We start from the raw sequence: 23,691 nt of genomic DNA, 5'->3' as shown, positions 1-23,691 counted from the left end.
TGTCAGTGTATTGTTATTTTTATCGTTATATTCTAATGACAGTTAAAAACGTTTGGGGTAGCTACTTTTATAATGATTCGTTCCCGTTACGCCGAAGTGCTTTTCGACGATGAACTACGTACAAGCGTTATTGAGTCATTATTTATCTTTGAAATAATACCAGCGTAACCAGGTTTCTGTACATTAGGGTTTGTTCCTGTAAATAAAATCAAATCGCCGACTTGTGCATCCTTTAACGTCACAGATTTTGTGAAAAGTTGAGGGTACTCTGACGTCGTTCTTGGAATTTTAATATTGTAACTATTATATATGTATTGAATGAAACCCTAATAATCAAAGCCTTTTGGGGTAGACCCGTCCCACACATATTTAGTACTGATAAAACTACGCGCATAACTGATCATTTTTTGTAGGGCTATTTACCGTTAAGCTTTTGGCTACTGAAATTGAAGATGCATTAGGGCTTTGACAAGCAGTTATAAAAACAAGTGTGATGATACAAGATGAAAACTTAAAATAGTGTGAGGTGTTCATTTTATTACTTTCTTTGTTTTATAGAAATCATGATTTAAGTGTGAAATAAATGGTATCTCTTAAATCCATTTAAAAATGTAAAAACGTGGTATTAGTTCAATGCATAAATAGCATTGAAAGTAGACTATTTAACGAAAGAGTCGTACTTAATTCATTATCGTGACTTGGGTATAAAGACTGTTCCTTATGTGATTAGTTTCATCTTCTACATGATAATTTATAAAATGGTAGAGGATAATCTTGATAGTGGTAATGTTAACTATGTGGTACACGTGTTTCTGTACTTTTCGTCTATAACTTAGAGTGATACTGTATAAAAAATGGTAGTCTAAGTGTTTAAATAAATAGGCGTTTATGCCGTTTTTATGGTCATTTGACCGATGGTTCCTTTTTAGAGGCGTGTGAGTTGATCGTTTTTCGCCGTTTTATATTGATGTTAGTCGCCTTAATACTAGGCACTCTTTCCTCACAATCCGCTTTTGCGGCAGATATTACTATTTGGTATTCACATCAGTCATCACGATTTGTTGAAGGTTTAGTGCAGCGTTTTGAACAAGAAACTGGCATTCAAGTGTCGTTAGTCCAGTTTAAGCCGAGTAAAATTAAAGCAGAACTTTTGCTAGGGGCTCAATACGGTGGCGTGCCGGATCTTGCTTTAGTACCGTCTGATTTTTTGGGGCTTTACCAGCAAATGCGATTAGAGCCAGTTTTGAAACCGTGGTTGAGTACTGACCTTAGCGAAGATGCATTAAAAACGGCTAAAGTCGATGATGCTTATTGGGGGGTGCCTGTTATACAAGGTAACCACCTAATGTTGTTTTATAATAAAAAGTTTGTCGAAGAACCCGTAGCTAGTTGGCAAGAACTTATAAAAACATCTCAGCAATATCGAGATGATAATCTTATGCCAATTGGCTGGAATTATACTGATATGTACTTTTTCATGCCATTTCTATTCGCTTTTAATGGGCAACCACTAGATGGTGATATGATTACTTTAGATACACCTGAAATGGTTGAAGCACTTGATTACTATCAACAGCTATCTGTTCAGCAAGTTGTTGATAAAAAATGCAATTATAATTGCTCCCAGCAACGCTTGATTAAAGGTGAAGAAGCTTATGCAATTAATGGTGATTGGGCATATCAAGACTTAAAAGATGAAATGGGTGATGATTTAGGTGTTGCATTGTTACCAACACTTAACAGCAAACCTATGTATTCAATGAAAAGTACGTTTGTCTTTACCCTTCCTGGTAAATTGACAAAAAACAGTGAGAGGGAAAATAGAATTGCAGCTTTCCTAACTTTTGTTCAGCGTGAAGATAATCAAAAGTGGGTCTACCAAAATTATCATTTATTACCTGTTCATCAAGCTTTATTTCAACAGGTTGTTTCTCAAGCAAAGGGTGATGAATTAGTGTTATTACAGCAATTACAATTTGCTAAGCCGATGTCATCGGAAACAAACATGGCTATTGTTTGGGCTGCAATGGAAAAAGGTTATCAACGGTTTAGAAATGGTTTATCAGCGAAAGAATCAGCACAGTACATGCAGAAGGTCGCTAATAAACAGAGCAAGCGGTTACGATGAAAATGAAATTACGCCTGAAGTATTCTCTTGCATCATTAATGATACTTATCGCAGTGATACCTGCGGTGATTGTTGGTGGGCTACTACTTAAACAGCAGACTGAAATTGAAACCAATTATCAGCGAGAAAAACTTGAGCGCTTAAGCAATACACTAAAGCAGGAATTCAATTATCGTTTTTATGTTTTATCAACCAGCTTAGATGTACTCTCTAGAGATCGCTTGTTAGTTCAAGCGATGGATGACTTTTTTCTCACTAGCCACGTACGTGAAACATTAGATTCGTTAGTGAGAAAGGTGCCGTTAGTTGAGGCTGCTTATTTGATTGATAGCGACTGGGAAGAGGTTGAGAATTACAACGGAATTTCAGGTCAAAATAGCTTCAGTAAGATAAAGCGCTATCTCGATGATCAGTACGAAAAAAAATTGTTAGAAAACGGCTATCAATGGCTATTTACTTATGTAGATAAAGATCTCGTTTTAGATGAAGAGAACCCCTCTGATGATGGGCTTATTGTTGTTGACCCTATTTACTCTTCAGTATTATCTAGTGGGCTGAAAAGAAAACCTGTTGGGTATTTAATTGTAGTCATTCCGACTGAAAATATTAGTCAAATGTTGAGAATGTATTTGACTGGCGATGAAAAGGTTACGTTTTTACGTAATGAAAGAGAAATATTGAATATTAAATCAGATGGGTCTTTGGGGAGCAACGGGCTACTAACGTTAAACCAAAAAATTAAAATAGACAGTGATTTAATTTCGAATCCGCTTGAATACGAGATTAAGATCTCGATGGATAAAAAACCGGAAGAGGATAAGTTTACCCATTCGCTTCAGATTATTTCTATTGTGGGTATCTGTATGGTTATTGTTGGCATATTTGGTGCAGCGATAACCTACCGTTGGGTAACGCGCCCACTGGCTGCTTTGATGGTAATGGTAAGGTCGTACTCTCGTGGTGATTATGATCAGCGTGAGCGTAAGTTGCGCTTTTCAGAATTCTATCAAGTCGGGGAGCTATTTCATGAAATGGCAACAACGATTGAAGAGCAGCTTGAAGATTTAGCCTCAAAAAATACAGAGCTAAAACAGGCTAATAACCAGAAAGAAAAATATAATCGTCAGCTGATCAACTTTAATGACAAATTAGAAAAAAAAGTAGAAGAGAAAACAGAAGAGCTAACGCTATCGCTTGAGCGAGAAGAAAGACGCCGTGACATATTGAAATCCTTATTGGCGTTTAGCTCCAAGATGCAACAAGATGATATTAAATCAGTTGTATTGTTTCAGGTTTCAAGCCTGTACCCTGAAGCTGACTGGGCGCTGAAATTGAATAAGCTCGATAATGACCAGTGGCAATCAGACGGTATTATTGAGTCTGCGTTAGCTAAAGTGGATGCAGTTCAAAATAAAACAGAGTACTTTTTTGTTCCTGAGATTAAATTATTGCACTGTTTTAATTTAATTGACTCTTCAGGCCAATTGCTAGGATGCCTTGTAATGAAAAATAAGAAGTTAGCAAGAACTGACTTCGAAATTGTTTCACTGTTTGCACGTCAACTTTCCTCAGTAATTGAAGGACGAATGTTGAACGCTGAACTTGAACGTATTGCCGTAACCGACGCACTAACTGAGTTACCCAATAGAAAAGCATTTGATAACGATTTTAATAATTATACAGATCGATTAAAGCGTTACCCTGAACGACAATTTGGTTTATTTATTATTGATGTAAATAAACTTAAACAAGTTAATGATGAATTTGGTCATTATGTGGGTGATGAATTACTAAAAGCAGTATCAGAATTATTGATCGGGGCTTGTCGTCAAACAGATAGAGTCTACCGTTTAGGTGGTGATGAATTCGCAATTCTGTTAGAAGAAGGTAGTGATCAAGCTTGTCGTCACTTGGCAGCTCGTCTAGAAAGTATTCGAGGAAATTCCTTTACGCAGATAGAAACGGGCGAGTTATTGCCAATTCATTTTGCGCAAGGCTGGCTGAGCAGTGAAGAGATGCTCCCTGAAAAGATGTTCCAAGCAGCTGATAAAGCGATGTACAAAGATAAACAAGCCTATCGTAGCAATGGCAGTGATTAGCCTTAATACAACAAAACCACCTTGTATACCCAAGTTACCTCAAGATGCTCGTTTCAGCGAGAATTTGCTGAGCTTTAGGCAAGGCACTTATTTATAGACCTAGTCATTCTACGTTGAAAATAAGTAACACCGCATAGAGCACAGCAAAACTCGCCCTTCGGGAGCGATTCAGCATATCTACTTCTGTGTCAAATGTGCTTGAAAGGGAATGCCATTCCTACACACATTTACCTTGAATTAAATACGCTGATGTCACTCTGAATCCTGCATATTGAGGTGGCTTGGGTATATGAAATTTATAATCAATTCAGATACAAGGTGGTTTTTAAAAGCCTTCTAGTGGTTAGAAAACTCTTCACCTCTTTCAATTTTAGCCATGCGGTCATAAAGGATAACATTTACTGCAGCAGCTAAATTCATGCAACCTTTGGTGGGTACATAAATCGTATCGCGACAAAAATCTGTAATCTCTTTTTTTAACGTACCGTCTTCAGGTCCAAAAATATAGAATGCACGCTCAGGGTGCTTATATTCTGGTAGTGGCTTTGCGCCTTCTATCAGATCAACAGCAACTGGCGTACAACCAACAGGAATGATGTCTTTTAACTCTTTAACACCAATCAGTGGAATATTATTGATGACATTTTTCGTATCGGTACAAAATTGCTTAGCAAGGTCATAGCGTGTGCCAGTATAAAAAACAGAGTTAACACCATAACAGCCAGACGCGCGTAGAACAGAGCCAACATTTTCTGGTGTCTTTGGATTAAACAGACCTATGCAAGTGTAACCTTTACTTTTTTTGCTCATAATGTACATCTTAACCGAAAAATTGAAGCGGGATTATACGCAGGGGATTACAACTGACAAAGTGTGTGAATCCCTAGCGCGTATAATATGGATACTGATAAAAAAACATAATAGATTTGTATTTATTACGCTTTGAACAGCGAAGTTGCAGGTCTAATATTAACCGCAACACTTCTTGAATTTTTTACCACTGCCGCATGAACAAGGGTCATTACGGTTAGGTGTTTTTTCGAAGGTTGTTGTTTTAGGCTTATTCAGTAAGCCGTTTAAATCAACAATGTTTTCTTCAACGTCAGCGTTTACTTCGATTGTTGCGAATAACGTGTTCTCTTCTAGAATTGCTTCAACTTCTAGTTTACGTGCTGCAGTTTGTACGATAACAGAAATTGGGTTCTCTTCTGTACCAGGCTTAGCTTCACGCTTAGTGTTGTAACCACAGCTTGAGTGCTTAGGTTTTTTTTCAATGCGGCCTTTAAAGAAAAATTTAGACATTACGATTTCCTGTATACACGCATTTGCCCATTTGATCTTAAAAGCAGATGGGAAATTTGAGTAAGGTGTTAATAGAAAAAGCCTGCTTAACAAGCAGGCTTTTCAAAATATTGGGCGTTTATATTACGAGTAACGCTGAAAATTCAGCAGTTTTATGCCTCGTCGCCATCAGTTGACGATAATGTTAACGGGATCACAGCTTTCAAGCAAGTTTTCAGACGTTTTGAGTCTATATATTCTCACTATTAATTGATCATAAGTAGGCTATTTAAGATTGCGATCAATTAATTGCTTGTTGTTACCATCGTTACTTTATAAAAGATAAAGCACTGCGCTGATAAATGACTTTAATCGGTGGGTTTGGAAAACATGTGGTTGCAACCGTTTTTGACTAAGCTTCATACAGTTTAAGGTTTTGCCTATTAATACGATAGGTAATACCGAATATCACTGAAAAGCATAAATGCTAACATCTTGAACAGCCAGCAAAACTGATTGCTACCTCAGATCGTCGATCTGTGTTAAATGGGAAAATTATATGGTTAAGCCAGAAAATAACGCGATTGTTATTTTTGGTGCGTCAGGCGATTTGACTCACCGAAAATTGATTCCAGCATTTTATCATCTTTATGCTAATGGGTTATTACCAGAAGATTTTGCAATTTTAGGCGTAAGTCGCACTGCGTACAGTGACCAAGAATTCCGTGAAAAACTCAAAAAATCATTAACGGAAACAGAAAAGGTAAGCGAAGAAACGCTGACTACGTTTTGTGAACATTTATATTACCAAGCATTGAATACATCAGAAGTGGCTGAATATGCGCTGCTAAAGCAACGTTTGGGTGATTTGAATAATAAGCATCATACCCAAGGTAACACTGTTTATTACTTGGCAACCCCACCAAGCTTGTATGGTGTTATTCCTGAGTGTTTGGGCGCACATGGCTTAAATGACGAAACGCAAGGTTGGAAAAACCTTATTGTTGAAAAGCCATTTGGTTACGATTTAGCATCAGCCAACGAGCTTGATGAACGTATTCATGCGCATTTCAAAGAGCAGCAAATTTACCGTATTGACCACTACTTGGGCAAAGAAACGGTACAAAACCTTCTTGTATTTCGTTTTGCTAACGGGATGTTTGAACCACTATGGAACCGTAATTTCATTGAATACGTTGAGATCACGGCAGCTGAATCTTTAGGTGTAGAAGAGCGAGGTGGTTATTACGATGGCGCAGGTGCTGTACGTGATATGTTTCAAAATCATTTACTTCAAGTACTTGCTATGGTTGGAATGGAATCGCCAGCGGCAATCAATGCAGATTCTATTCGTGATGAAGTTGTAAAGGTTATGCAAAGCTTTCAGCCTTTGTCAGACAAAGATTTGAAAGAAAACCTCGTGCTAGGGCAATACACCGATTCTACGATAAGAGGCGATCATTTACCAGGATACCGAGAAGAGCATGGTGTAGCTGATGATTCTCGAACGGAAACGTATGTCGGTATGAAGATGTTTATCCAGAACTGGCGTTGGAATGGCGTACCATTTTACGTTCGTACTGGTAAGCGTTTACCCACTCGTGTGACGGAAGTGGTCATTCACTTTAAGAAAACACCACATCCAGTATTCGGCACCAATGCGCCAGAGAATAAGCTGATTATTCGCATTCAACCCGATGAAGGTATTCTAATGAGCTTCGGTTTGAAAAAACCAGGAGCTGGTTTTGAAGCAGAAGAAGTTTCGATGGATTTCCATTACGGTGATTTAGAAGAAACGAACATGCTTACTGCATATGAGCGTTTATTACTTGATTGTATGAAGGGTGACGCGACGTTATTTGCTCGTACTGACGCTGTAAAAGCATGTTGGAAATTTGTTCAACCTATTCTTGAGTATAAAGAAAATCCTGAACATTTATTCGGTTATGCGGCGGGTACGTGGGGGCCGAAAGAAGCGGATGAGTTATTAGATGGTGACGAACGTCAATGGCGCTTTCCGTGCAAAAACTTGACTAATACTGACTATTGCGAGTTATAGCCATGATGAATTATAACGTATTTGAAACCCCCGTTCAGGTAGTACAATCGTTAGCTAAAACAATGTTGGCATTAAGCCAAGAAGGACGACCAGTTCATATTTCACTATCTGGTGGTAGTACGCCGAAATTATTATTCAAGACATTAACGCAATCTCCATTTGCTGAACAGATTGTATGGAATAACCTGCATTTTTGGTGGGGTGATGAGCGTTGTGTTGAACCGACTGATGCCGAAAGTAACTTTGGTGAAGCAAACGAACTGTTGTTTAAACATATAGCATTGCCAAGTGCGAATATTCATCGCATTCGTGGTGAAGATGAACCAGAGCAAGAATCGGCACGTTTAGCTGCTGAGATGGATGCTGTGATTTCGCATAAAAATGGTTTACCTGCGTTTGATTGGATTTTACTTGGAATGGGAACCGATGGGCATACTGCATCATTATTCCCGAACCAAACAAACTTCAATGACACAGCACTGACAGTGATTGCAGCACATCCTGAAAGTGGTCAGTTGCGTATTTCAAAAACGGCACGTTTGCTTAAAAATGCCGATCGCATTACGTATTTAGTATTGGGTACAAGTAAAGCTGGTGTCATCAAAGAAATTAATGATCAACCAGCAGAAGCATTGCCATATCCTGCAGCAAAAGTTAAGGCCGTACACGGTCAAACAGAATGGTTTTTAGATTCAGACGCAGCCAAAGCGCTAGTGTAAAGGAGAGTATGATGAAAGGTGATATTGGTGTAATCGGTTTGGCTGTAATGGGTCAGAATCTGATTTTAAACATGAACGATCACGGCTTTAAAGTCGTAGCGTTTAATCGAACCGTCGCGAAAGTGGATGAATTTTTAGCCGGTCCAGCGAAAGACACAAACATTATTGGTGCAACGTCGTTAGAAGACCTTGTAGCAAAGTTAGAAGCACCCCGTAAAGTAATGCTGATGGTACGTGCTGGTGATGTGGTTGATCATTTCATTGATCGTCTGGTGCCTTTATTAGATAAAGGCGACATCATTATTGATGGTGGTAATTCTAATTACCCAGACACTAACCGTCGCGTCGCGGATTTAGAAGCAAAAGGTATTTACTTCGTCGGTACGGGTGTATCGGGTGGTGAAGAAGGTGCTCGATTTGGGCCTTCCATTATGCCAGGCGGTTCTCCTGAAGCTTGGCCACATGTTAAGCCTATTTTTCAAGCAATCTCTGCAAAAACCGATCAAGGTGAGGCGTGTTGTGATTGGGTCGGCAAAGATGGTTCAGGTCACTTTGTTAAAATGGTACACAATGGTATCGAATACGGTGATATGCAGTTAATCAGTGAAGCATACCACTTCATGAAAGAAGGCTTAGGGCTATCTTATGATGAGATGCAAGCAATCTTTAAAGAGTGGAATGACACTGAACTCAATAGTTACTTAGTTGAAATTACAGCAGATATTTTAGGTTACCGTGATGAAGATGGCGAGCCGCTGCTAGAGAAAATTCTTGATACGGCAGGTCAAAAGGGTACTGGTAAATGGACGGGTATCAACGCACTCGACCTTGGTATACCGTTAACGCTAATCACTGAATCTGTGTTTGCGCGTTGTCTGTCTTCAATTAAAGATCAGCGTGTTGAAGCTGAAGCGTTATTTGGTAAAACCATTCAACCAATTGATGGCGATAAGAAAGAGTGGGTTGATGCATTGCGTCAGGCACTGCTTGCATCAAAAATCATTTCTTACGCACAAGGTTTCATGTTGATTCGTGAAGCCTCAGAAGAAAATAATTGGTCACTGAACTACGGTAACGTAGCACTTATGTGGCGTGGCGGTTGTATTATTCGAAGTGCTTTCTTGGGCAACATTCGTGATGCATACGAGGCGACACCTGATATTAAGTTCTTGGGTACTGATCAATACTTTAAAGATATCTTGGTCGATAGCTTACCGGCATGGCGTAAAGTGGCTGCGAAAGCAATGGAAGTGGGTTTGCCTATGCCAACAATGACATCAGCATTAACTTTCCTTGATGGTTACACAACAGGCCGTCTACCTGCCAACATGATTCAAGCACAACGAGACTACTTCGGTGCGCACACGTATGAGCGCTTAGATCAACCTCGTGGTCAGTTCTTCCATACGAACTGGACAGGTACCGGTGGTGATACGGCATCTACCACGTACGATGTGTAATCTCGTATAATTTATTCTTAAATTTATAATGCCAAAATCACCGTTCAGTAATCTGAATGGTGATTTTTTTTTCAGATTCACAGCGATTACTTACTTCGTGCTAGCGTTATCTGTATTAGCTAATAAACCCAACTTAGTGACCTTAACAAACTCTAGAAAATGAATAAAATAATGAAACCTGCACTAATGTTAACTATGCTATGTAAATTGCATATTCTTGGGTTGATATTTATAATATATCCATAACGGATTTATATTAATACCTGTACAGATTACAGTGTAGTTTTGTTGTAAGTAATAGGGTTACGAGTGACGTGTTATTACGAACCTATACGGGTAGTAACCGAATTCTAGTTATATATTTTCTTGATAAAAATCATCTACTATTCATGTGCTTACCGGTGTTAATATTATTTAAGTAATGTAGGTGGATATGTCAATATATAAAATCCGCTTCAAAATCAATCTATTTGATTGAGTTGTTTTCATTATTTACCAATAGTTACAAATTTTATTTAAACATATATTTGCAGTTGATCATGATCATATGGATATACTTCTTTGTGGGTAATATTGCCTAGCAGCAATCAAGAGGCAATATTCATGACTATAAGCAATAAAATTAAATCTCACCTATTAAGTCGTCGAAAATTTATACACACTTCGGCAGCTGTTACGGGGGCGGTAGCCGCTGCGAGCTCAATGGCATTACCATTTAAAGCTCAGGCGATTTCCCCAACTGTCGATCTGGCAGAAGAAACCATTAAATACAGTGCCTGTTTAGTGAACTGCGGCAGTCGCTGCCCATTTAAAGTCCACGTGAAAGAAGGCGTAGCGGTGAAAATTTCACCGGAAGATGGCGTTGACGAGGCTATTTTTGGTCAGCATCAGATTCGTCCGTGTCTGCGTGGTCGTTCTGCCCGCTGGCGTACTTATAATCCAGATCGCTTGAAGTACCCGATGCTACGCGTAGGTAAGCGAGGAGAAGGTAAATTCAAACGTATCAGCTGGGATGAAGCTACAACAATTGTAGCAAAAGAGCTACGTCGTGTGATTGATACTCATGGTAATGAAGCGATCTACTACCAATATGGTTCAGGTCTAACTGGTGCCAACCTTCAAGGTCGTAATACTTGTAAGCGTCTGCTAAACATTGCAGGTGGTTTCTTGGATATGCACAATACTTATTCAGAAGCGCAGCTTAACTGTATTCAGCCGTATGTCTTTGGTCAGGCTGGAAATATCTATGGTACTGAACAGCAAACACTATTTTCTGAAATTAAGAATTCAGATCTTGTTGTTATGTTTGGGCAGAACTTGGCTGAAACCCGTATGTCGGGCGGTGGTCAGATTGCTGAGATATATCATGCTTTAGAGCAAAGTAAGGCGAAAGTGATCATTATCGATCCACGTCGTACTGATAGCGTAACTGCATTTGATAGTGAATGGCTTCCGATCCGTCCTGGTACGGATGCTGCACTTGTTGCTGCTATGGGTTATGTATTGATCAAAGAAGATTTAATCAATGAGGAAATGCTCAAGCAGTATACTGTAGGCTGGAGTGACGATACTCTACCAGCAACTGCATCTAGCAACGCATCTTATAAATCATACATTCTTGGCCTTGGTGAAGATAAAACACCTAAGACACCTGAATGGGCAAGTGAGTTAACAGGAATTCCAGCTGATCGCATCAAGCAGTTAGCGCGCGAAATAGCCAATGCAAAAGCAGCTTGGGTTTCACAGGGTTGGGGTGTTCAGCGTACTCAAACGGGTGAACATGCAGCACGTGCAATCATGATGTTACCAATTATGACGGGTCAGTTTGGTCGTCCAGGTACCAATATTGGAACATGGGGCGGAAGTGTTGGTTATACCTTATCTGGATTAGCGTTACCAAACCCAGTTAAAGTGTCTATTCCTTGTTTCTTATGGACAGATGCGATTGTTCGCGGTACTGAAATGACTGCTGCGAAAGATTACATCAAGGGTAAAGATCGCCTGAGTACTAACGTTAAATTTTTGTGGAATTACGCGAGTAATATCTCTGGTAATCAGCATTCAGATCTGAACCGTACCCATGAAATCCTAACTGACGAGTCATTGTGTGAATTCAATCTGGTATGGGATAACCACATGACAGCATCAGCTAAATACGCTGATTTGTTACTACCCGATGTATCAACGCTTGAGTCAGATGATCTTATCAATAACTCTTATCAGTCTGGTTCTTACCACTATCTGGTACGTTTACAGCAAGCGGTTGAACCAATGTGGGAAAACCGTGCAACCTATGATGTATTAGCAGAAATTGCTGAGAAAATGGGCTTCAAAGACAAGTTCACTGAAGGCCGTACTTATCAGGAATGGATCGAGCACGCTTATAACGAAGTACGTAAGAAAGAAACCCATCTGCCAACGTTTGCAGAAACTGATGGTATGGGAATCATTGATCGCCGTATTGCTGATAGTAGCAAACATATTGCTCTGAAAGATTTCCGTGATAATCCTCAGGCTCACCCGCTGAAAACACCGTCTGGTAAAATTGAAATTTATTCAGAAGCATTGGCTCAAGTCGCGAAAGAAAGAGAAATCTTACCGGGCGATAGAATCACTGCAATTCCTGAATACCAGCCTGCTGTTGAGGGTTGTGAAGATCATGAGATGCTTAAGAAATACCCGTTACAGTTAACAGGCTTTCACACGAAAGGCCACTGTCATTCTACTTACTCGTCAGTTGCTCAACTAAAAGAAGTCGCTCCTGATGCTGTTTGGATGAACACTTTAGATGCACAAAGCCGTCAGATTAAAAATGGCGATATTGTTGAGATCTTTAACGACCGTGGTCGTATTCACTTACCTGCTAAAGTGACAGCTCGCATAATGCCGGGCACGGCTGCTGTTCCTGAAGGCGCATGGGCGAAGACCAATAAAAAGGGTGTCGATGTTGGTGGCTGTATTAATCGCCTAACAACACAGCGTGCAACTGCGTTAGCGAAAGGTAACCCACAACATACTAATTTGGTTGAAATTCAGAGTGTCTAAGGAGATTAAATAAATGAAGCAGTACGGTTTTTTTGTAGACTCTTCAAAGTGCACTGGTTGTAAAACCTGTCAGGTAAGCTGTAAAGACGAGAAAGATCAAAATGTTGGGCCTAAATTTCGCCGCGTGTACGAATATGGTGGAGGGATTTGGCAAAAGCAGGGTAAAACCTGGGTACAAGATGTCTTTAATTACTACTTATCTATTTCTTGTAACCACTGCACCGAGCCAGCTTGTGTATCAGGTTGCCCAACAGGTGCGATGCATAAACGCAAAGAAGATGGCTTGGTAGTCGTTAATCAGGAAACTTGTGTCGGTTGTCGTTACTGTGAAATGCGTTGTCCGTATGGCGCGCCTCAGTATGATGCTGAAAAGAAAGTGATGTCAAAGTGTGACGGTTGTTATGAACGCGTTGCTGAAGGTAAAAAGCCAGTATGTGTGGATTCTTGCCCTCAACGAGCGTTAGATTTTGATGATATTCAAGTGCTTAGAGAGCGACATGGCACACAGAATGCCATTGCACCGTTGCCAGATCCAGGTTTCACTCAGCCAAACTTAATTGTAAAACCGCATTCAAATGCACGATCTACTGGTGATACTACCGGTGCTATCCAGAATCCGGAGGAAGTGTAAAATGCACGAGTTACCATTAGTCTTCTTCACCGTTTTTGGTCAGGCTGCGGTCGGTATTTTTCTGCTGTCTTTGCTTGCGTTTAGTGCAAAGCAGATTTCTTCTGAACAATTGAAGCTGGCGAACATTATTGCGACAGCACTGCTGGCGATAGGGTCTGCGATTGGTGGTCTGCATATGGGGCAACCGTTACGCGCATTGAATTTGTTGGCAGGTCTTGGTCGTTCACCAATGAGCAATGAAATAATCTTAAGTGGTATTTTCATGGCTTTTGCAGGTGCTACAGCACTATTGAGCCTGATCGGTAGCAAAGAATCATTGCGCAAGCTATGCAATGTATTTGCTGTCGTGAGTGGTTTGTTGTTTGCGTGGTCTATTACTCAGGTGTATCAACTTGAAACCGTTGCTAGCTGGAATACCCTACATACATCATTACAAATGTGGTTGACTGTCGTTCTTGTTGGCGGTGCATTCGCGGTGATGACGGGGGCCCATAAAGTGGGAACAGTCGCGATCATTGGTGGTGTACTGGTATCGTTAGTGACAAAACCTGATTACATCGGCTTTGTGACCCAACAGGCACCTGAACTTGCAGTACAACAGTATACATTGTGGGGAATACAGGCAGTAATGTTAGTGATTGCTGCTGCCGTTTGTCTTGTTACCTTAATGCGTAAAGAGACGATGAAACCGCTTATTATTGGTGGTGCTGCGGTGGTATTAGTCAGTGAGTTACTGGGTAGAATTGCTTTCTACAACTTGTGGGCAATCCCTATGTAACCGCTTTATTTTGCCTAGTCACGTAAGTGGCTGGGCAATTTTTGTCTGCCTTTATATTACCTGATTATTGAATTTTACGAAAAATAGTCGTAGTCAGAGTATTAATTTGTAAGTGAGAAACCGAATGATAGCCGTTGTTCCTCGAATTTTAGGTACGCTATTTTATTACACCCCAGACCATCAACCAACTACGGATATATTACCTGCAATTGCTGAGTTGCCGGAGTATTTAAATTGGCAAGATATTCAACAGGTCAGGGAACTTTGCCAAACAGTTGTATATAGTAATAAAGATGGGCTACGTCACGATTACACAGTATTATTTGAAGGCCTTGGTGAGATGCCAGCAGCACCGTGGGGAGCTGTATATCGAGATCCTGAGAATCTCGTTATTGGACAATCGACGCAGGCATATCGTGCATTTTTAGCTCGTGAATCAATGGCAATAGATACAGGGATGAATGAGCCAGAAGATCAATTTGGCTTGATGTTATTAGCCTTAGCTGCGTTGCTTGAAGCTGAAAAAGATGAAGCGGCAGCTGAATTACTAGAGATCCATCTTTTACCTTGGGCATTCCGCTATCTTGAGCTCGTTGAGAAAACATCGTTAAATACATCTTTTTACCCACTTATTGCAAAAATCACACGTCATTATATTAATGATATGCAACAGCTTCTTGAATTGTCACCTCCAACAGTCCAGCTATATCGCTAATGAAAACAGAAAAGTATTACCAAGCATATTTAGAACATAACACCATCAGCAGACGCGGATTATTCCGTGGTTTGTTTAAGGCAGTCAGTCATAGTGCTCAGGCAGTCGAACAAAGCTTGCCGCTGGTGTTTAAATTGCGCCCACCCGGTGCTGTTGATCATTTGTTGTTTGATAACTTATGTACAGGGTGTGGGGAATGCGAAAAAGCCTGCCCTGAAGGGCTTATTAAGATGGACGGTCAACGACCTGAGATCGACTTTATCGTGAGTTATTGTTCCCGCTGTGAAGCTTGCGTGATGGCCTGCCAAGTTGGCGCACTTGAACAAAAAGCGTTTAATATCCAATCTCGTCCTCAGGTTGCAGTCAGGTGTGGTAATACTTTTTCTTATTGCGCCAGTTGTGCTGATAGCTGTGAGCGATCGGCAATAGAGTGGAAGAATAAGAAAATTCCCGTAATAGATATCAATAAGTGTGATGGCTGTGGGGAGTGTGCTTTTGAATGCCAGAGCAACGCGATCACAATGGTTGAACTGTCTTAAGGTAGTATCGCAACTATACACCTGTTATATCAATTCCATTAATTATCTGACCATTCAGAATACCACTGGGAGTCGAGTTTAAGGATAGTGTTTGATAGAAGAGAGGTTCTCTTTTGAAATCGCTAGACACAGAAGTTGGCTTCCAATGGTGTTTCCTTTGGGTGAGTTTAAAATACTTTTATACTGCGTTAATAAATTTAATTTAGAGCCACTAGATTCTCAATTTATCTCCTTGCCTAAAAGTATTTTAACTCTCGCTGACTGATCAGATAATTAATGGATTTGGTATTATTTGTCACATCGAATGAAGCGGCCTTAATGATTCCACTAGGTATTAAGACCAATCTAGACAAGTATCTGATCATTCTTGCTGGTTTAAATTGGTTATAACTACGTTAGCAATTTTATAATTAGAATAACTAGTTACTTCAATTTCTGTCTTGTTATTATCAATTTTTCCTGCGTAATTATCTGACCATTTACTTATCCAGAATGGTATAAGACGCTTCCTTCATTGGCTTGTTTTCTTGTTTTTGTCTGAATATTTGAAATGAAACTTGTCACTATGTTAAATGTTTTTAACATGTCATTTATTCCGCATGCTATTTTTCTATCGTCTGTATATCTTTATATATTTGAATAAAAAATGAATATACCGCACTGGCATGGTGCGCATTTGCATTAAATTGGTGCACCTAGGAACGACTAATTATAGGGTACGACTAGTCTTTTTATTCTATCGCGAAAGATCAATCTTTGAATACCTGTTGCATATCAGTTGATTGCCATGAATAAATAGTTATATTTAGCCATTAAGTTGATTATATATCTTTGTGCGAAAACTACCCTTTTGTGCTTGGTGTCACACGAACTGGTGTTACAAAATAAAAAACTTAACAATCTGCTTACAATCTGTTTATTATGCTGCTGAACATTATTTACCAAACTATATAACAGGGAGTTTTATGCAGGAGTTTGTAGATTTTCTAAACGGTATTATTTGGAGCCCAATCCTCATTTATTTGTGCTTGGGTGCTGGTTTGTTCTATTCCATCGCAACACGCTTTGTACAGTTAAGGCACTTCCGCGAAATGTGGAGACTGCTTCTTTCTGGCAAAAGTTCCGATCAGGGTATTTCCTCTTTTCAAGCATTAGCAGTTTCGTTATCGGGGCGTGTAGGTACAGGTAACATAGCAGGTGTTGCAGCGGCTATCGGTTTTGGTGGTCCTGGGGCAGTATTCTGGATGTGGGTTGTGGCATTTCTTGGTGCAGCAACAGCATACACTGAATCAGCGTTAGCACAGATTTATAAAGAAGAAGATGAAGACGGTCAGTTCCGTGGTGGCCCAGCTTACTACATTGAAAAAGCAATGGGACAAAAATGGTACGCATGGGTTTTTGCCATCGCAACTATCTTTGCATGTGGTATTTTACTTCCTGGCGTTCAATCAAACAGTATCGGTAATGCGGTAGAAGCTGCATTTGGTCCTGGCGAAATGATTGAAACGGCTATCGGAACAATCAGCTTTGCTAAGATTGTGACGGGCACAATAATTTCTATCATTCTTTCTTTCATCATCTTTGGTGGCGTTAAGCGTATTGCTAACTTCACACAGATTGTTGTGCCATTTATGGCATTGGCATACATTGTTGTTGCTTTCATCATCATTCTTCTAAACATCGGTCAAGTACCAACTGTGTTTGCAATGATTGTGGGTGATGCCTTTACACCGATGGCTGGCTTTGGTGCGGCGATTGGTTGGGGTGTTAAGCGAGGTGTTTACTCGAACGAAGCGGGTCAAGGTACCGGTCCTCATGCTGCAGCTGCAGCAGATGTTGAGCACCCAGCCCAGCAAGGTCTTGTTCAAGCATTTTCAATCTACATTGATACATTGCTTGTTTGTTCAGCTACGGCGTTCATGATCATCATCACTGGTGCATATAACGTACACGGTGGTGCAGAAGGTGTATTCCTTGTTCAGAATCTAGCGACAAATATTGGTGCGAATGGTCCAGTCTTTACACAGATGGCAATTGAAAGTGCAATGCCGGGTATTGGTAAGCCATTTATTGCCTTTGCGTTGTTCTTCTTCGCATTCACTACGATTCTTGCTTACTACTATATTGCTGAAACTAACGTTGCATACATTCGTCGTACGTTCAAAGTACCAGGCTTGATGTTCATCTTGAAAGGTGTACTTGTTGTGGCTACTTTCTACGGCACGGTGAAAACAGCGAACTTAGCATGGGCTCTGGGCGATGTGGGTGTAGGTTTGATGGCATGGTTGAACATTGTCGGTATTCTGATTGTCTTCTTCTTAGGTAGACCTGCGCTTAAGGCTCTTAAAGATTATGAAGCGCAACAGAAAGCGGGTGTTACTAAATTTACCTTTGACCCTGTCAAGTTAGGTATTAAAAATGCGGACTTCTGGGAGAAGAAACTTAAATCTCAGGGTAAACCAAAGGCAGTTGAAGACGTTGCTGATGGCGAGCCAATTAAGCCTGTTGCTTAATAACGGTTAACTTATAACGTGAAAAAGGGCTAGCCATTGTGCTAGCCCTTTTTGTGCTGTTTAATTCAATCAGCTATCGCCCTAATTGAGTAAATCTATATTCACAAGGGGCTAAAATACGTCACTCCTCGAAAAAAGAGATCTAGAAAGTGTCGGACTAATTTATGAAGGCTGATGCAACTTCGTTGGGGGAGCACGACTCTTTTATAGTCGCTGTTTAATCAAGTTTCTTACTCTTTCTCGCAGCCATTGGTGAGTAGAGGAAGAAGAATTTGGTTTGTGCCATTGCATATAAAATGGGATACGCTTGAGGGGGATTGGTGGCTCTATGATTGTTAAACCTAGCGTTTCATAATACTGCATGGCAAGGCTTCTTGTTGTGTGGCAAAAGAGCTGAGTTCTACTGACAATGAGCATATTCGCAAGCATAGAACTAGCTTCATTAACTATACGGCGCTTGATATCTATTGGCTCGTCAAAAAACAAGTTTAAAGCAAGTTTATTATTCCGTCTTAAGCTTAATACCGACTGGGGTAGGGTTTGATAGTCGTGAAGGCCAATTCCAATCTCACTATGCGAGTGTGAATTGGCGACCACAATAACGATATCGTCTTCAAACAACAATTCATGCGCTAAGCTTTTGTCTTTCATAAGATAGCTATCAACAATGAGATCGATTTTTCGATTTCGAAGTTCCGCAATACCGCGCTCTTCATCATAGATCTGCTCTTGCAGTGAATAGGTTATCTTTTCATTTGCCTCACTTGGCAACTCTCGTAACAGCTGAGTGTGAAACTCTTCTGGTGTTGAAATAAAAAACTGCTTGGTTGATGTAAGCGGATTAAACGTATCGAATGAATTGATCACCCTTTCGAATGCGAGTAATTCATCGCGCACATTATCGTAGAGCGCCAACGCTGCAGAAGTTGGACATATTTTACTGTTGCCTCGGGTAAACAGCTCTGCCCCAAGTGATTTTTGTAAACGACTCATGGCCAAACTTACAGCTGGAGGAGAGACGCTTAACGCCTCACTCGCTTCAGCGTAGCTGCCTGTCTCCATCACCTTAACAAACACTTTGAATAGATTGAGATCGAACTTGGAAAAATTCATCAGCCCTCCTTGGAGATAAATATTATTAATCTTCGGAATATATTTTAGTCAATGTTGATTATCTCAACAAGTTGCTAAAGTTCACTCATCAACGGCACTCATCTAGATAGCAAAAAAGTTAGCTTTAGTCGGCAGATGGGGGACCCAATTTGAATATCCATTTGAGACTTTGAGGAGCAGCTATGAATAAAAGTGTATTGGCAATAGCGATTGGGTTAGTACCACACATGGCACTAGCAGACTATAATTCGATTGATAACTATCAGGGAAAACCTGCTACTGATCATACTATTGAAGCAAATAAAGCATTTGCAAAACACCTTCCTTGGGAGGATAAAACAGCCTTTGAACGTACTAACCGTGGGCTCGTCGCAGAGCTTGAGGGTGATGCAACTAGCGTTCGTACACGTTTTCCTCATTACTCAGAAATGAATTTGGATGAGCTACCAAACTCCGTTAATCCGTCTTTATATCGTCAAGGTATGCTCAACTATGCTGCGAATGGTTTGTATGAAGTGACAGAAGGAGTATGGCAGGTTCGTGGCGCTGACATTACCAATATGACCATCTACCGCTCAGACAACGGCTATATTATACATGATCCGCTGTTAACTGAGAGCGCAGGCAGAGCGGCGTGGGAGTTTGCTAAAAAGCACTTACCAAAGGTGAATGGTGAACACAAAATTACTGGCGTGATTTACTCGCACTCCCATCAAGATCACTTTGGTGGTTCACGTGGTGTAATTGACGAGTCTTTTGATGGCTTAATCATAGCACCTGATAAGTTTATGGAATCAATAGCTGCAGAGGCAATGGTTGGCGGCAACGCGATGAGCCGACGATCTCAGTATCAGTATGGTACGACACTTCCAACCACCACAAAGGGCATTGTCGACAACGCATTAGGGTTAGCACCAAGCCAAGGTGATGTGACATTAGTACCACATAACAAAGAGATTAATGAACGTGAAGAGTGGGTGAACGTTGATGGTTTAGAGATATTATTTATCAATATGCCAGATGCGGAAGCGCCGAGCGAACATGTTCATTGGATCCCGAAATACAAAGCGCTTCACACCGCAGAGCTTACGTATGACGGTCAACACAATATCTATACTTTCCGAGGCGCTAAGACGCGTGACGCCCTGATTTGGTCTAAATATTTACACGAATTAAAGCTACGCTTTGCTTCTGAAGCTGCGGTTCTACACCAAGCGCACTCTGCTCCTGTTTGGAATGATGGTAATGGTGAAATAGCCGAGTACCTGACGCTTCAACGTGATAACTATGGTTTCCTTCATAACCAAACCATGCGTTTGGCAAACCAAGGCGTTACTGTAAATGATATTGGTCGAGAAATTGAGAAAATCATTCCTCAAGCGCAACTTGATACTTGGTATACCAATGGCTATCACGGCTCATATAGCCATAACGCACGTGCCATAGTAAACCTCTATTTAGGCTACTTGGACTTAAACCCTGTAAACATAAACCCATTACAAACAATTGATAAATCGTGCGTATACGTCAACGCCGCTGGTGAAAAAACACTGATTAAGGCAGGTAAAACCCATTACGCAAAAGGGGAATATCAAGAAGCATCCCAATTACTTAATGATGTACTGCAATGTAACCCATCAAATGATATGGCACGACAATTATTAGCGGATTCATTTGAACAGCAAGGGTATCAATCTGAAACAATGGCATGGCGTAACTCGTACCTTCAAGGGGCTTACGAATTACGAACGGGCCATATTGCGGACTCTATAAAAATGTCGTCGGTCGATATTATCGCTAATACGCCGACATCAGGGTTCTTAGACTTCTTAGCTGTATCTATTGATGGAAATAAAGCGATTGAGCTTGGGTTAGATTTCAGTCTGACAATTAGCCATCCGGATCTTGGTGAGTATTACTATGCAGAGATCAGTAATGGCAACTTAACGGCAATCCAGACCGATAAGCCAATAAAAGCTGATGCTACGTTAACGATCAACAAGAGTGATATGTCTCAGATCTTGGTGACGGAACTCACATTAGCTAACCTTTTAGAGACTCAAAAGGCCTCGCTAAAAGGAGACAATGAGTCGTTTATGAAGTTAGCTTCAACTGTTGAGAAGTTCACTCCCGACTTCGACATAGTACCAATGCCTGTTAGTAAATAACGTCACTACTAGATTGGAATAAAAGGAAGCTACGATACGTCGTAGCTTCTTAATTCTTAGTCAAAACTTGACCTTTTTTGATGTTAGTCAAATGAAATATCGATAAAATCAAACAACAGTTTTTTAAGATCCTTAAAGGGGATTTTCTCGTACTTCTTGTTGTGAGCATATTCGCAATTGAAGTACAGAGGTACCCCCGAAACCCTAGACACTGATACTGCACCTGTAAGATTAATTAACTAAACGACTGTGCCATACTTCAGTTAATTCATAAATTACTAATTTAGCAAATCATATAAAACACTTTTGTCTATTATCGAGTCATCAAAATTAGTGCTGACCCGATTTGGCTTATTACCGTGGTTTATGCTTTTCTACGCAACACAAATACCATACTTGGGAAGTACATCTCTTATGATATCTAACCTGTATGATTTGAGCGCGTCATGGAAATATTTCCAATCTGATGTTAGAAAGCTTTCGTCGTAGCGATAAGTAATTAGATCACTAGACATTGGTGAAGCAACGGCTTTTCCACGTACAATTTCTTTCCAGCTGTCTTTTCCGCTAGGTATAAACGTTAGTTAGCTCGATAGGGTCAAAAGTGTGATCGTTTTTTATACGGTACTGGATGTTCGGTAGTTGTTCTTTCGCAGTGGTCACAAATACGACGTGTACAACCAGTGGTCTTAGCCTGAAGCCGCTTGGTATGAGAGGGTATAGTCGTTGAAGCAGGAATAACGTTAAAATAAAAAAGCCCCTGTCATAACAACAGGGGCTCATAAGCGTTTCTAGTATTTAGCTTTAAATCATTTTCTCAACAGGCTTCCAACGTGCAAGCTCTGCGGGTAAGCGAATACCTTGAGCTGCAAGCAGGTTAACGCGTGCGAGATAAGCTGCACCGTGCATTAGGTGCTTAGTTAAATCAACAGCACGACGGTCTTGGTAGTTATCTAAGTAACTGCCTTTTGCCCATGCATTGAATGCACCCAGAGCAGGACCAGCCCAAATTTGGTAATCCATCTCACGGCCAGCTTCGCCAGTGTTTGACCAACGACTTGAAAGACCAAGATACCAGCGGAAAATCAGTGCCATTTTACGCTTAGGGTTGCCTTGCGCACGTTCAATTTGCTTAGGATCACGTTCGTTAAAGTGAGCAACGGTGCCTTCCCAAATAGCATCTAGCGTTGAACGGAAAACCTGAGTTTCAAGCTTTTGACGTTCGTCAGCTGGAATCGCTTCAATTGAATCGTAACGTGTGTAAATTTCGTACAGCTTGTTAGCACGCATTGGGAACAATGTACCGCGTTTCACAACTTGTAGTTTTACACCCATTTCGAACATGTCAGCCGCAGGAGCCATTGCGACATCAGCCATCTCGGTAGTCGCAAGCAGTTTACGAGTATGTTCACTTGCTCCCGCTTCAATACAAGCTTGGTTGATTGACCCTGTCACAATATAAGCAGCACCCATGTTGAAGGCTGCGAGTGCAGCATCAGGGGTACCGATACCACCACCAGACCCTACACGTAGTGGTGTTTTGAATTGGTGCTTAGCTTGGATCGTTTCTTTTAACGCTAAAATAGTAGGCAATAGCGTAACAAGAGGGCGGTTATCTGTGTGACCACCAGAATCAGCTTCTGCCGTAATATCATCAGCCATTGGTACAAGCAGTGCTAATTGCATTTGCTCTGCTGTGATACGTCCTTCATCAACTAAGCCTTGAAGCATCTTCGCAGGTGCCGGCTCCATGAACTTAACCGCTACTTCAGTACGGCTTACTTTCGCAATCACTTTGTTTGCGATAACGATCTCGCCTTGTGCATCACGACTTAAGCCTGCCGCACGGTACTGAACAATTTGTGGTGTTAGACCTAAGAATGCCGACGCTTCAACGGTACGTACTTTGTGTTTTAAAAACAGCTCAACGCTACCACGTTCTAGAGCGGGCTCACTTGGGCTGTGGATCAAGTTAAACGCGTAAGGGCCATTAGGCAGTGCTGCTTGAATACGGTTGATTGCCTGCTCTACACGAGAAGGAATAAGACCTGCGGCACCAAACGAACATAAAATGCCCGCCTGACCTAATGCAATCACTAACTCTTCAGAAGAGATACCGTTAGCCATTGCACCTGCGTAGTAAGCATATTTAACACCGTGTACACGACGGAAATCATTGTCGCCTAAGCTTTGGGTGCCTAATGCTGGTGCGAAAGCACTTACTGGGTGTACATGGCTTGCACTTGCGCTATCACTAGATGTGATTTCAGCCTGCTGGCTAATGCCAACCCCTTTTTCAGGGTGATTCACTACGTAACAACCTAGGCTCAGATCTTTTAAAATTTTAGCCATTGCAGCGTTATCAAAGTGAGTTGCATTTTCTTCAACCTGCCACGGCCATGGCGACAGCTTTTCATTATTCATTGTTTGCGTTGTCATATTC

At 40.8% G+C, this 23,691-nt stretch carries 17 protein-coding genes; 12 read left to right on the top strand and 5 right to left on the bottom strand.

Features of this window, described 5'->3' with window-relative positions; genetic code table 11:
* Positions 1 to 86: 86 nt before the first annotated feature.
* On the bottom strand, positions 87 to 287 hold the full coding sequence (locus tag C9J48_RS28130; RefSeq protein WP_242610859.1) for a C40 family peptidase: 201 nt from the start codon (positions 285 to 287) through the stop codon (positions 87 to 89).
* Between the two features lie 653 nt (positions 288 to 940).
* On the opposite strand from C9J48_RS28130, the gene C9J48_RS01015 reads away from it, so the two are divergent.
* Together C9J48_RS01015 and C9J48_RS01010 are read left to right on the top strand one after the other, a co-directional pair.
* Entirely contained in the window at positions 941 to 2,128 is a 1,188-nt protein-coding gene (locus tag C9J48_RS01015; RefSeq protein WP_107281019.1) for a sugar ABC transporter substrate-binding protein, read from the top strand.
* Positions 2,125 to 4,227 (top strand): diguanylate cyclase domain-containing protein, encoded by a 2,103-nt coding sequence (locus C9J48_RS01010; RefSeq protein ID WP_006231561.1) that lies wholly within the window; start codon positions 2,125 to 2,127, stop codon positions 4,225 to 4,227. Before C9J48_RS01015 ends, C9J48_RS01010 begins: the two co-directional genes overlap by 4 nt.
* 336 nt (positions 4,228 to 4,563) lie before the next feature.
* On the opposite strand, the gene C9J48_RS01005 is transcribed toward C9J48_RS01010, so the two are convergent.
* Together C9J48_RS01005 and C9J48_RS01000 are read right to left on the bottom strand one after the other, a co-directional pair.
* A complete protein-coding gene (locus C9J48_RS01005) occupies positions 4,564 to 5,037 on the bottom strand; it encodes an RNA methyltransferase (RefSeq protein WP_006231562.1) in 474 nt (157 codons plus the stop codon).
* A gap of 159 nt (positions 5,038 to 5,196) precedes the next feature.
* Positions 5,197 to 5,529: a PBPRA1643 family SWIM/SEC-C metal-binding motif protein gene (locus C9J48_RS01000; protein WP_006231563.1), complete on the bottom strand. Its 333-nt coding sequence runs from the start codon at positions 5,527 to 5,529 to the stop codon at positions 5,197 to 5,199.
* Between the two features lie 538 nt (positions 5,530 to 6,067).
* Between C9J48_RS01000 and zwf the strand changes: the two genes are divergently transcribed.
* The 9 genes from zwf to C9J48_RS00955 all read left to right on the top strand — a co-directional run bounded on the left by zwf (position 6,068) and on the right by C9J48_RS00955 (position 17,967).
* Entirely contained in the window at positions 6,068 to 7,567 is a 1,500-nt protein-coding gene (gene zwf / locus C9J48_RS00995; RefSeq protein ID WP_006231564.1) for a glucose-6-phosphate dehydrogenase, read from the top strand.
* 2 nt (positions 7,568 to 7,569) lie between these two features.
* Positions 7,570 to 8,286, top strand: coding sequence for a 6-phosphogluconolactonase (pgl, locus tag C9J48_RS00990; RefSeq protein WP_006231565.1), 717 nt, complete (start codon positions 7,570 to 7,572; stop codon positions 8,284 to 8,286).
* Positions 8,287 to 8,297: 11 nt separating this feature from the next.
* Positions 8,298 to 9,746, top strand: a complete 1,449-nt coding sequence (gene gnd / locus C9J48_RS00985) for a decarboxylating NADP(+)-dependent phosphogluconate dehydrogenase (RefSeq protein WP_006231566.1) — start codon at positions 8,298 to 8,300, stop codon at positions 9,744 to 9,746.
* 603 nt (positions 9,747 to 10,349) lie between these two features.
* The gene (locus C9J48_RS00980; RefSeq protein ID WP_006231567.1) at positions 10,350 to 12,791 is read left to right on the top strand and encodes a DMSO/selenate family reductase complex A subunit; all 2,442 of its coding nucleotides are present in this window, start codon (positions 10,350 to 10,352) and stop codon (positions 12,789 to 12,791) included.
* A gap of 13 nt (positions 12,792 to 12,804) precedes the next feature.
* The gene (locus tag C9J48_RS00975) at positions 12,805 to 13,422 is read left to right on the top strand and encodes a DMSO/selenate family reductase complex B subunit (RefSeq protein ID WP_006231568.1); all 618 of its coding nucleotides are present in this window, start codon (positions 12,805 to 12,807) and stop codon (positions 13,420 to 13,422) included.
* A gap of 1 nt (position 13,423) precedes the next feature.
* Positions 13,424 to 14,200, top strand: coding sequence for a dimethyl sulfoxide reductase anchor subunit family protein (locus tag C9J48_RS00970; RefSeq protein WP_006231569.1), 777 nt, complete (start codon positions 13,424 to 13,426; stop codon positions 14,198 to 14,200).
* Positions 14,201 to 14,324: 124 nt separating this feature from the next.
* Positions 14,325 to 14,915: a TorD/DmsD family molecular chaperone gene (locus tag C9J48_RS00965; RefSeq protein ID WP_006231570.1), complete on the top strand. Its 591-nt coding sequence runs from the start codon at positions 14,325 to 14,327 to the stop codon at positions 14,913 to 14,915.
* Positions 14,915 to 15,454 carry a 4Fe-4S binding protein gene (locus C9J48_RS00960; protein ID WP_006231571.1) on the top strand — a complete coding sequence of 180 codons (540 nt, stop codon included), beginning with the start codon at positions 14,915 to 14,917 and terminating at the stop codon, positions 15,452 to 15,454. Before C9J48_RS00965 ends, C9J48_RS00960 begins: the two co-directional genes overlap by 1 nt.
* 965 nt (positions 15,455 to 16,419) lie before the next feature.
* Positions 16,420 to 17,967 (top strand): alanine/glycine:cation symporter family protein, encoded by a 1,548-nt coding sequence (locus tag C9J48_RS00955; protein WP_006231573.1) that lies wholly within the window; start codon positions 16,420 to 16,422, stop codon positions 17,965 to 17,967.
* Positions 17,968 to 18,171: 204 nt separating this feature from the next.
* Here C9J48_RS00955 and C9J48_RS00950 read toward each other — a convergent pair whose 3' ends face one another.
* Positions 18,172 to 19,080, bottom strand: a complete 909-nt coding sequence (locus C9J48_RS00950) for a LysR family transcriptional regulator (RefSeq protein WP_006231574.1) — start codon at positions 19,078 to 19,080, stop codon at positions 18,172 to 18,174.
* Between the two features lie 182 nt (positions 19,081 to 19,262).
* Here C9J48_RS00950 and C9J48_RS00945 point away from each other — a divergent pair, with 182 nt between their 5' ends.
* Positions 19,263 to 21,248, top strand: a complete 1,986-nt coding sequence (locus tag C9J48_RS00945) for an alkyl/aryl-sulfatase (protein WP_107281018.1) — start codon at positions 19,263 to 19,265, stop codon at positions 21,246 to 21,248.
* Between the two features lie 804 nt (positions 21,249 to 22,052).
* Here C9J48_RS00945 and pfaD read toward each other — a convergent pair.
* Positions 22,053 to 23,687 (bottom strand): eicosapentaenoate synthase subunit PfaD, encoded by a 1,635-nt coding sequence (gene pfaD / locus C9J48_RS00940; protein ID WP_006231577.1) that lies wholly within the window; start codon positions 23,685 to 23,687, stop codon positions 22,053 to 22,055.
* Between the last annotated feature and the right edge of the window lie 4 nt (positions 23,688 to 23,691).

The organism is Photobacterium profundum (assembly GCF_003026285.1).
In the GTDB taxonomy this organism is placed as follows: domain Bacteria; phylum Pseudomonadota; class Gammaproteobacteria; order Enterobacterales; family Vibrionaceae; genus Photobacterium; species Photobacterium profundum.
This window is presented reverse-complemented; position numbering and strand designations above follow the sequence as displayed.

Excerpts from the sequence above, each read along its gene's own strand:
- C9J48_RS00960 (WP_006231571.1), top strand. The coding sequence starts at position 14,915 with ATGAAAACAGAAAAGTATTACCAAGCATATTTAGAACATAACACCATC.
- gnd (WP_006231566.1), top strand. The coding sequence starts at position 8,298 with ATGAAAGGTGATATTGGTGTAATCGGTTTGGCTGTAATGGGTCAGAAT.
- C9J48_RS00975 (WP_006231568.1), top strand. The coding sequence starts at position 12,805 with ATGAAGCAGTACGGTTTTTTTGTAGACTCTTCAAAGTGCACTGGTTGT.
- C9J48_RS01000 (WP_006231563.1), bottom strand. The coding sequence starts at position 5,529 with ATGTCTAAATTTTTCTTTAAAGGCCGCATTGAAAAAAAACCTAAGCAC.
- pgl (WP_006231565.1), top strand. The coding sequence starts at position 7,570 with ATGATGAATTATAACGTATTTGAAACCCCCGTTCAGGTAGTACAATCG.
- C9J48_RS00970 (WP_006231569.1), top strand. The coding sequence starts at position 13,424 with ATGCACGAGTTACCATTAGTCTTCTTCACCGTTTTTGGTCAGGCTGCG.
- zwf (WP_006231564.1), top strand. The coding sequence starts at position 6,068 with ATGGTTAAGCCAGAAAATAACGCGATTGTTATTTTTGGTGCGTCAGGC.
- C9J48_RS00980 (WP_006231567.1), top strand. The coding sequence starts at position 10,350 with ATGACTATAAGCAATAAAATTAAATCTCACCTATTAAGTCGTCGAAAA.
- C9J48_RS00950 (WP_006231574.1), bottom strand. The coding sequence starts at position 19,080 with ATGAATTTTTCCAAGTTCGATCTCAATCTATTCAAAGTGTTTGTTAAG.
- C9J48_RS00945 (WP_107281018.1), top strand. The coding sequence starts at position 19,263 with ATGAATAAAAGTGTATTGGCAATAGCGATTGGGTTAGTACCACACATG.
- C9J48_RS01010 (WP_006231561.1), top strand. The coding sequence starts at position 2,125 with ATGAAAATGAAATTACGCCTGAAGTATTCTCTTGCATCATTAATGATA.
- pfaD (WP_006231577.1), bottom strand. The coding sequence starts at position 23,687 with ATGACAACGCAAACAATGAATAATGAAAAGCTGTCGCCATGGCCGTGG.
- C9J48_RS00965 (WP_006231570.1), top strand. The coding sequence starts at position 14,325 with ATGATAGCCGTTGTTCCTCGAATTTTAGGTACGCTATTTTATTACACC.
- C9J48_RS00955 (WP_006231573.1), top strand. The coding sequence starts at position 16,420 with ATGCAGGAGTTTGTAGATTTTCTAAACGGTATTATTTGGAGCCCAATC.
- C9J48_RS01005 (WP_006231562.1), bottom strand. The coding sequence starts at position 5,037 with ATGAGCAAAAAAAGTAAAGGTTACACTTGCATAGGTCTGTTTAATCCA.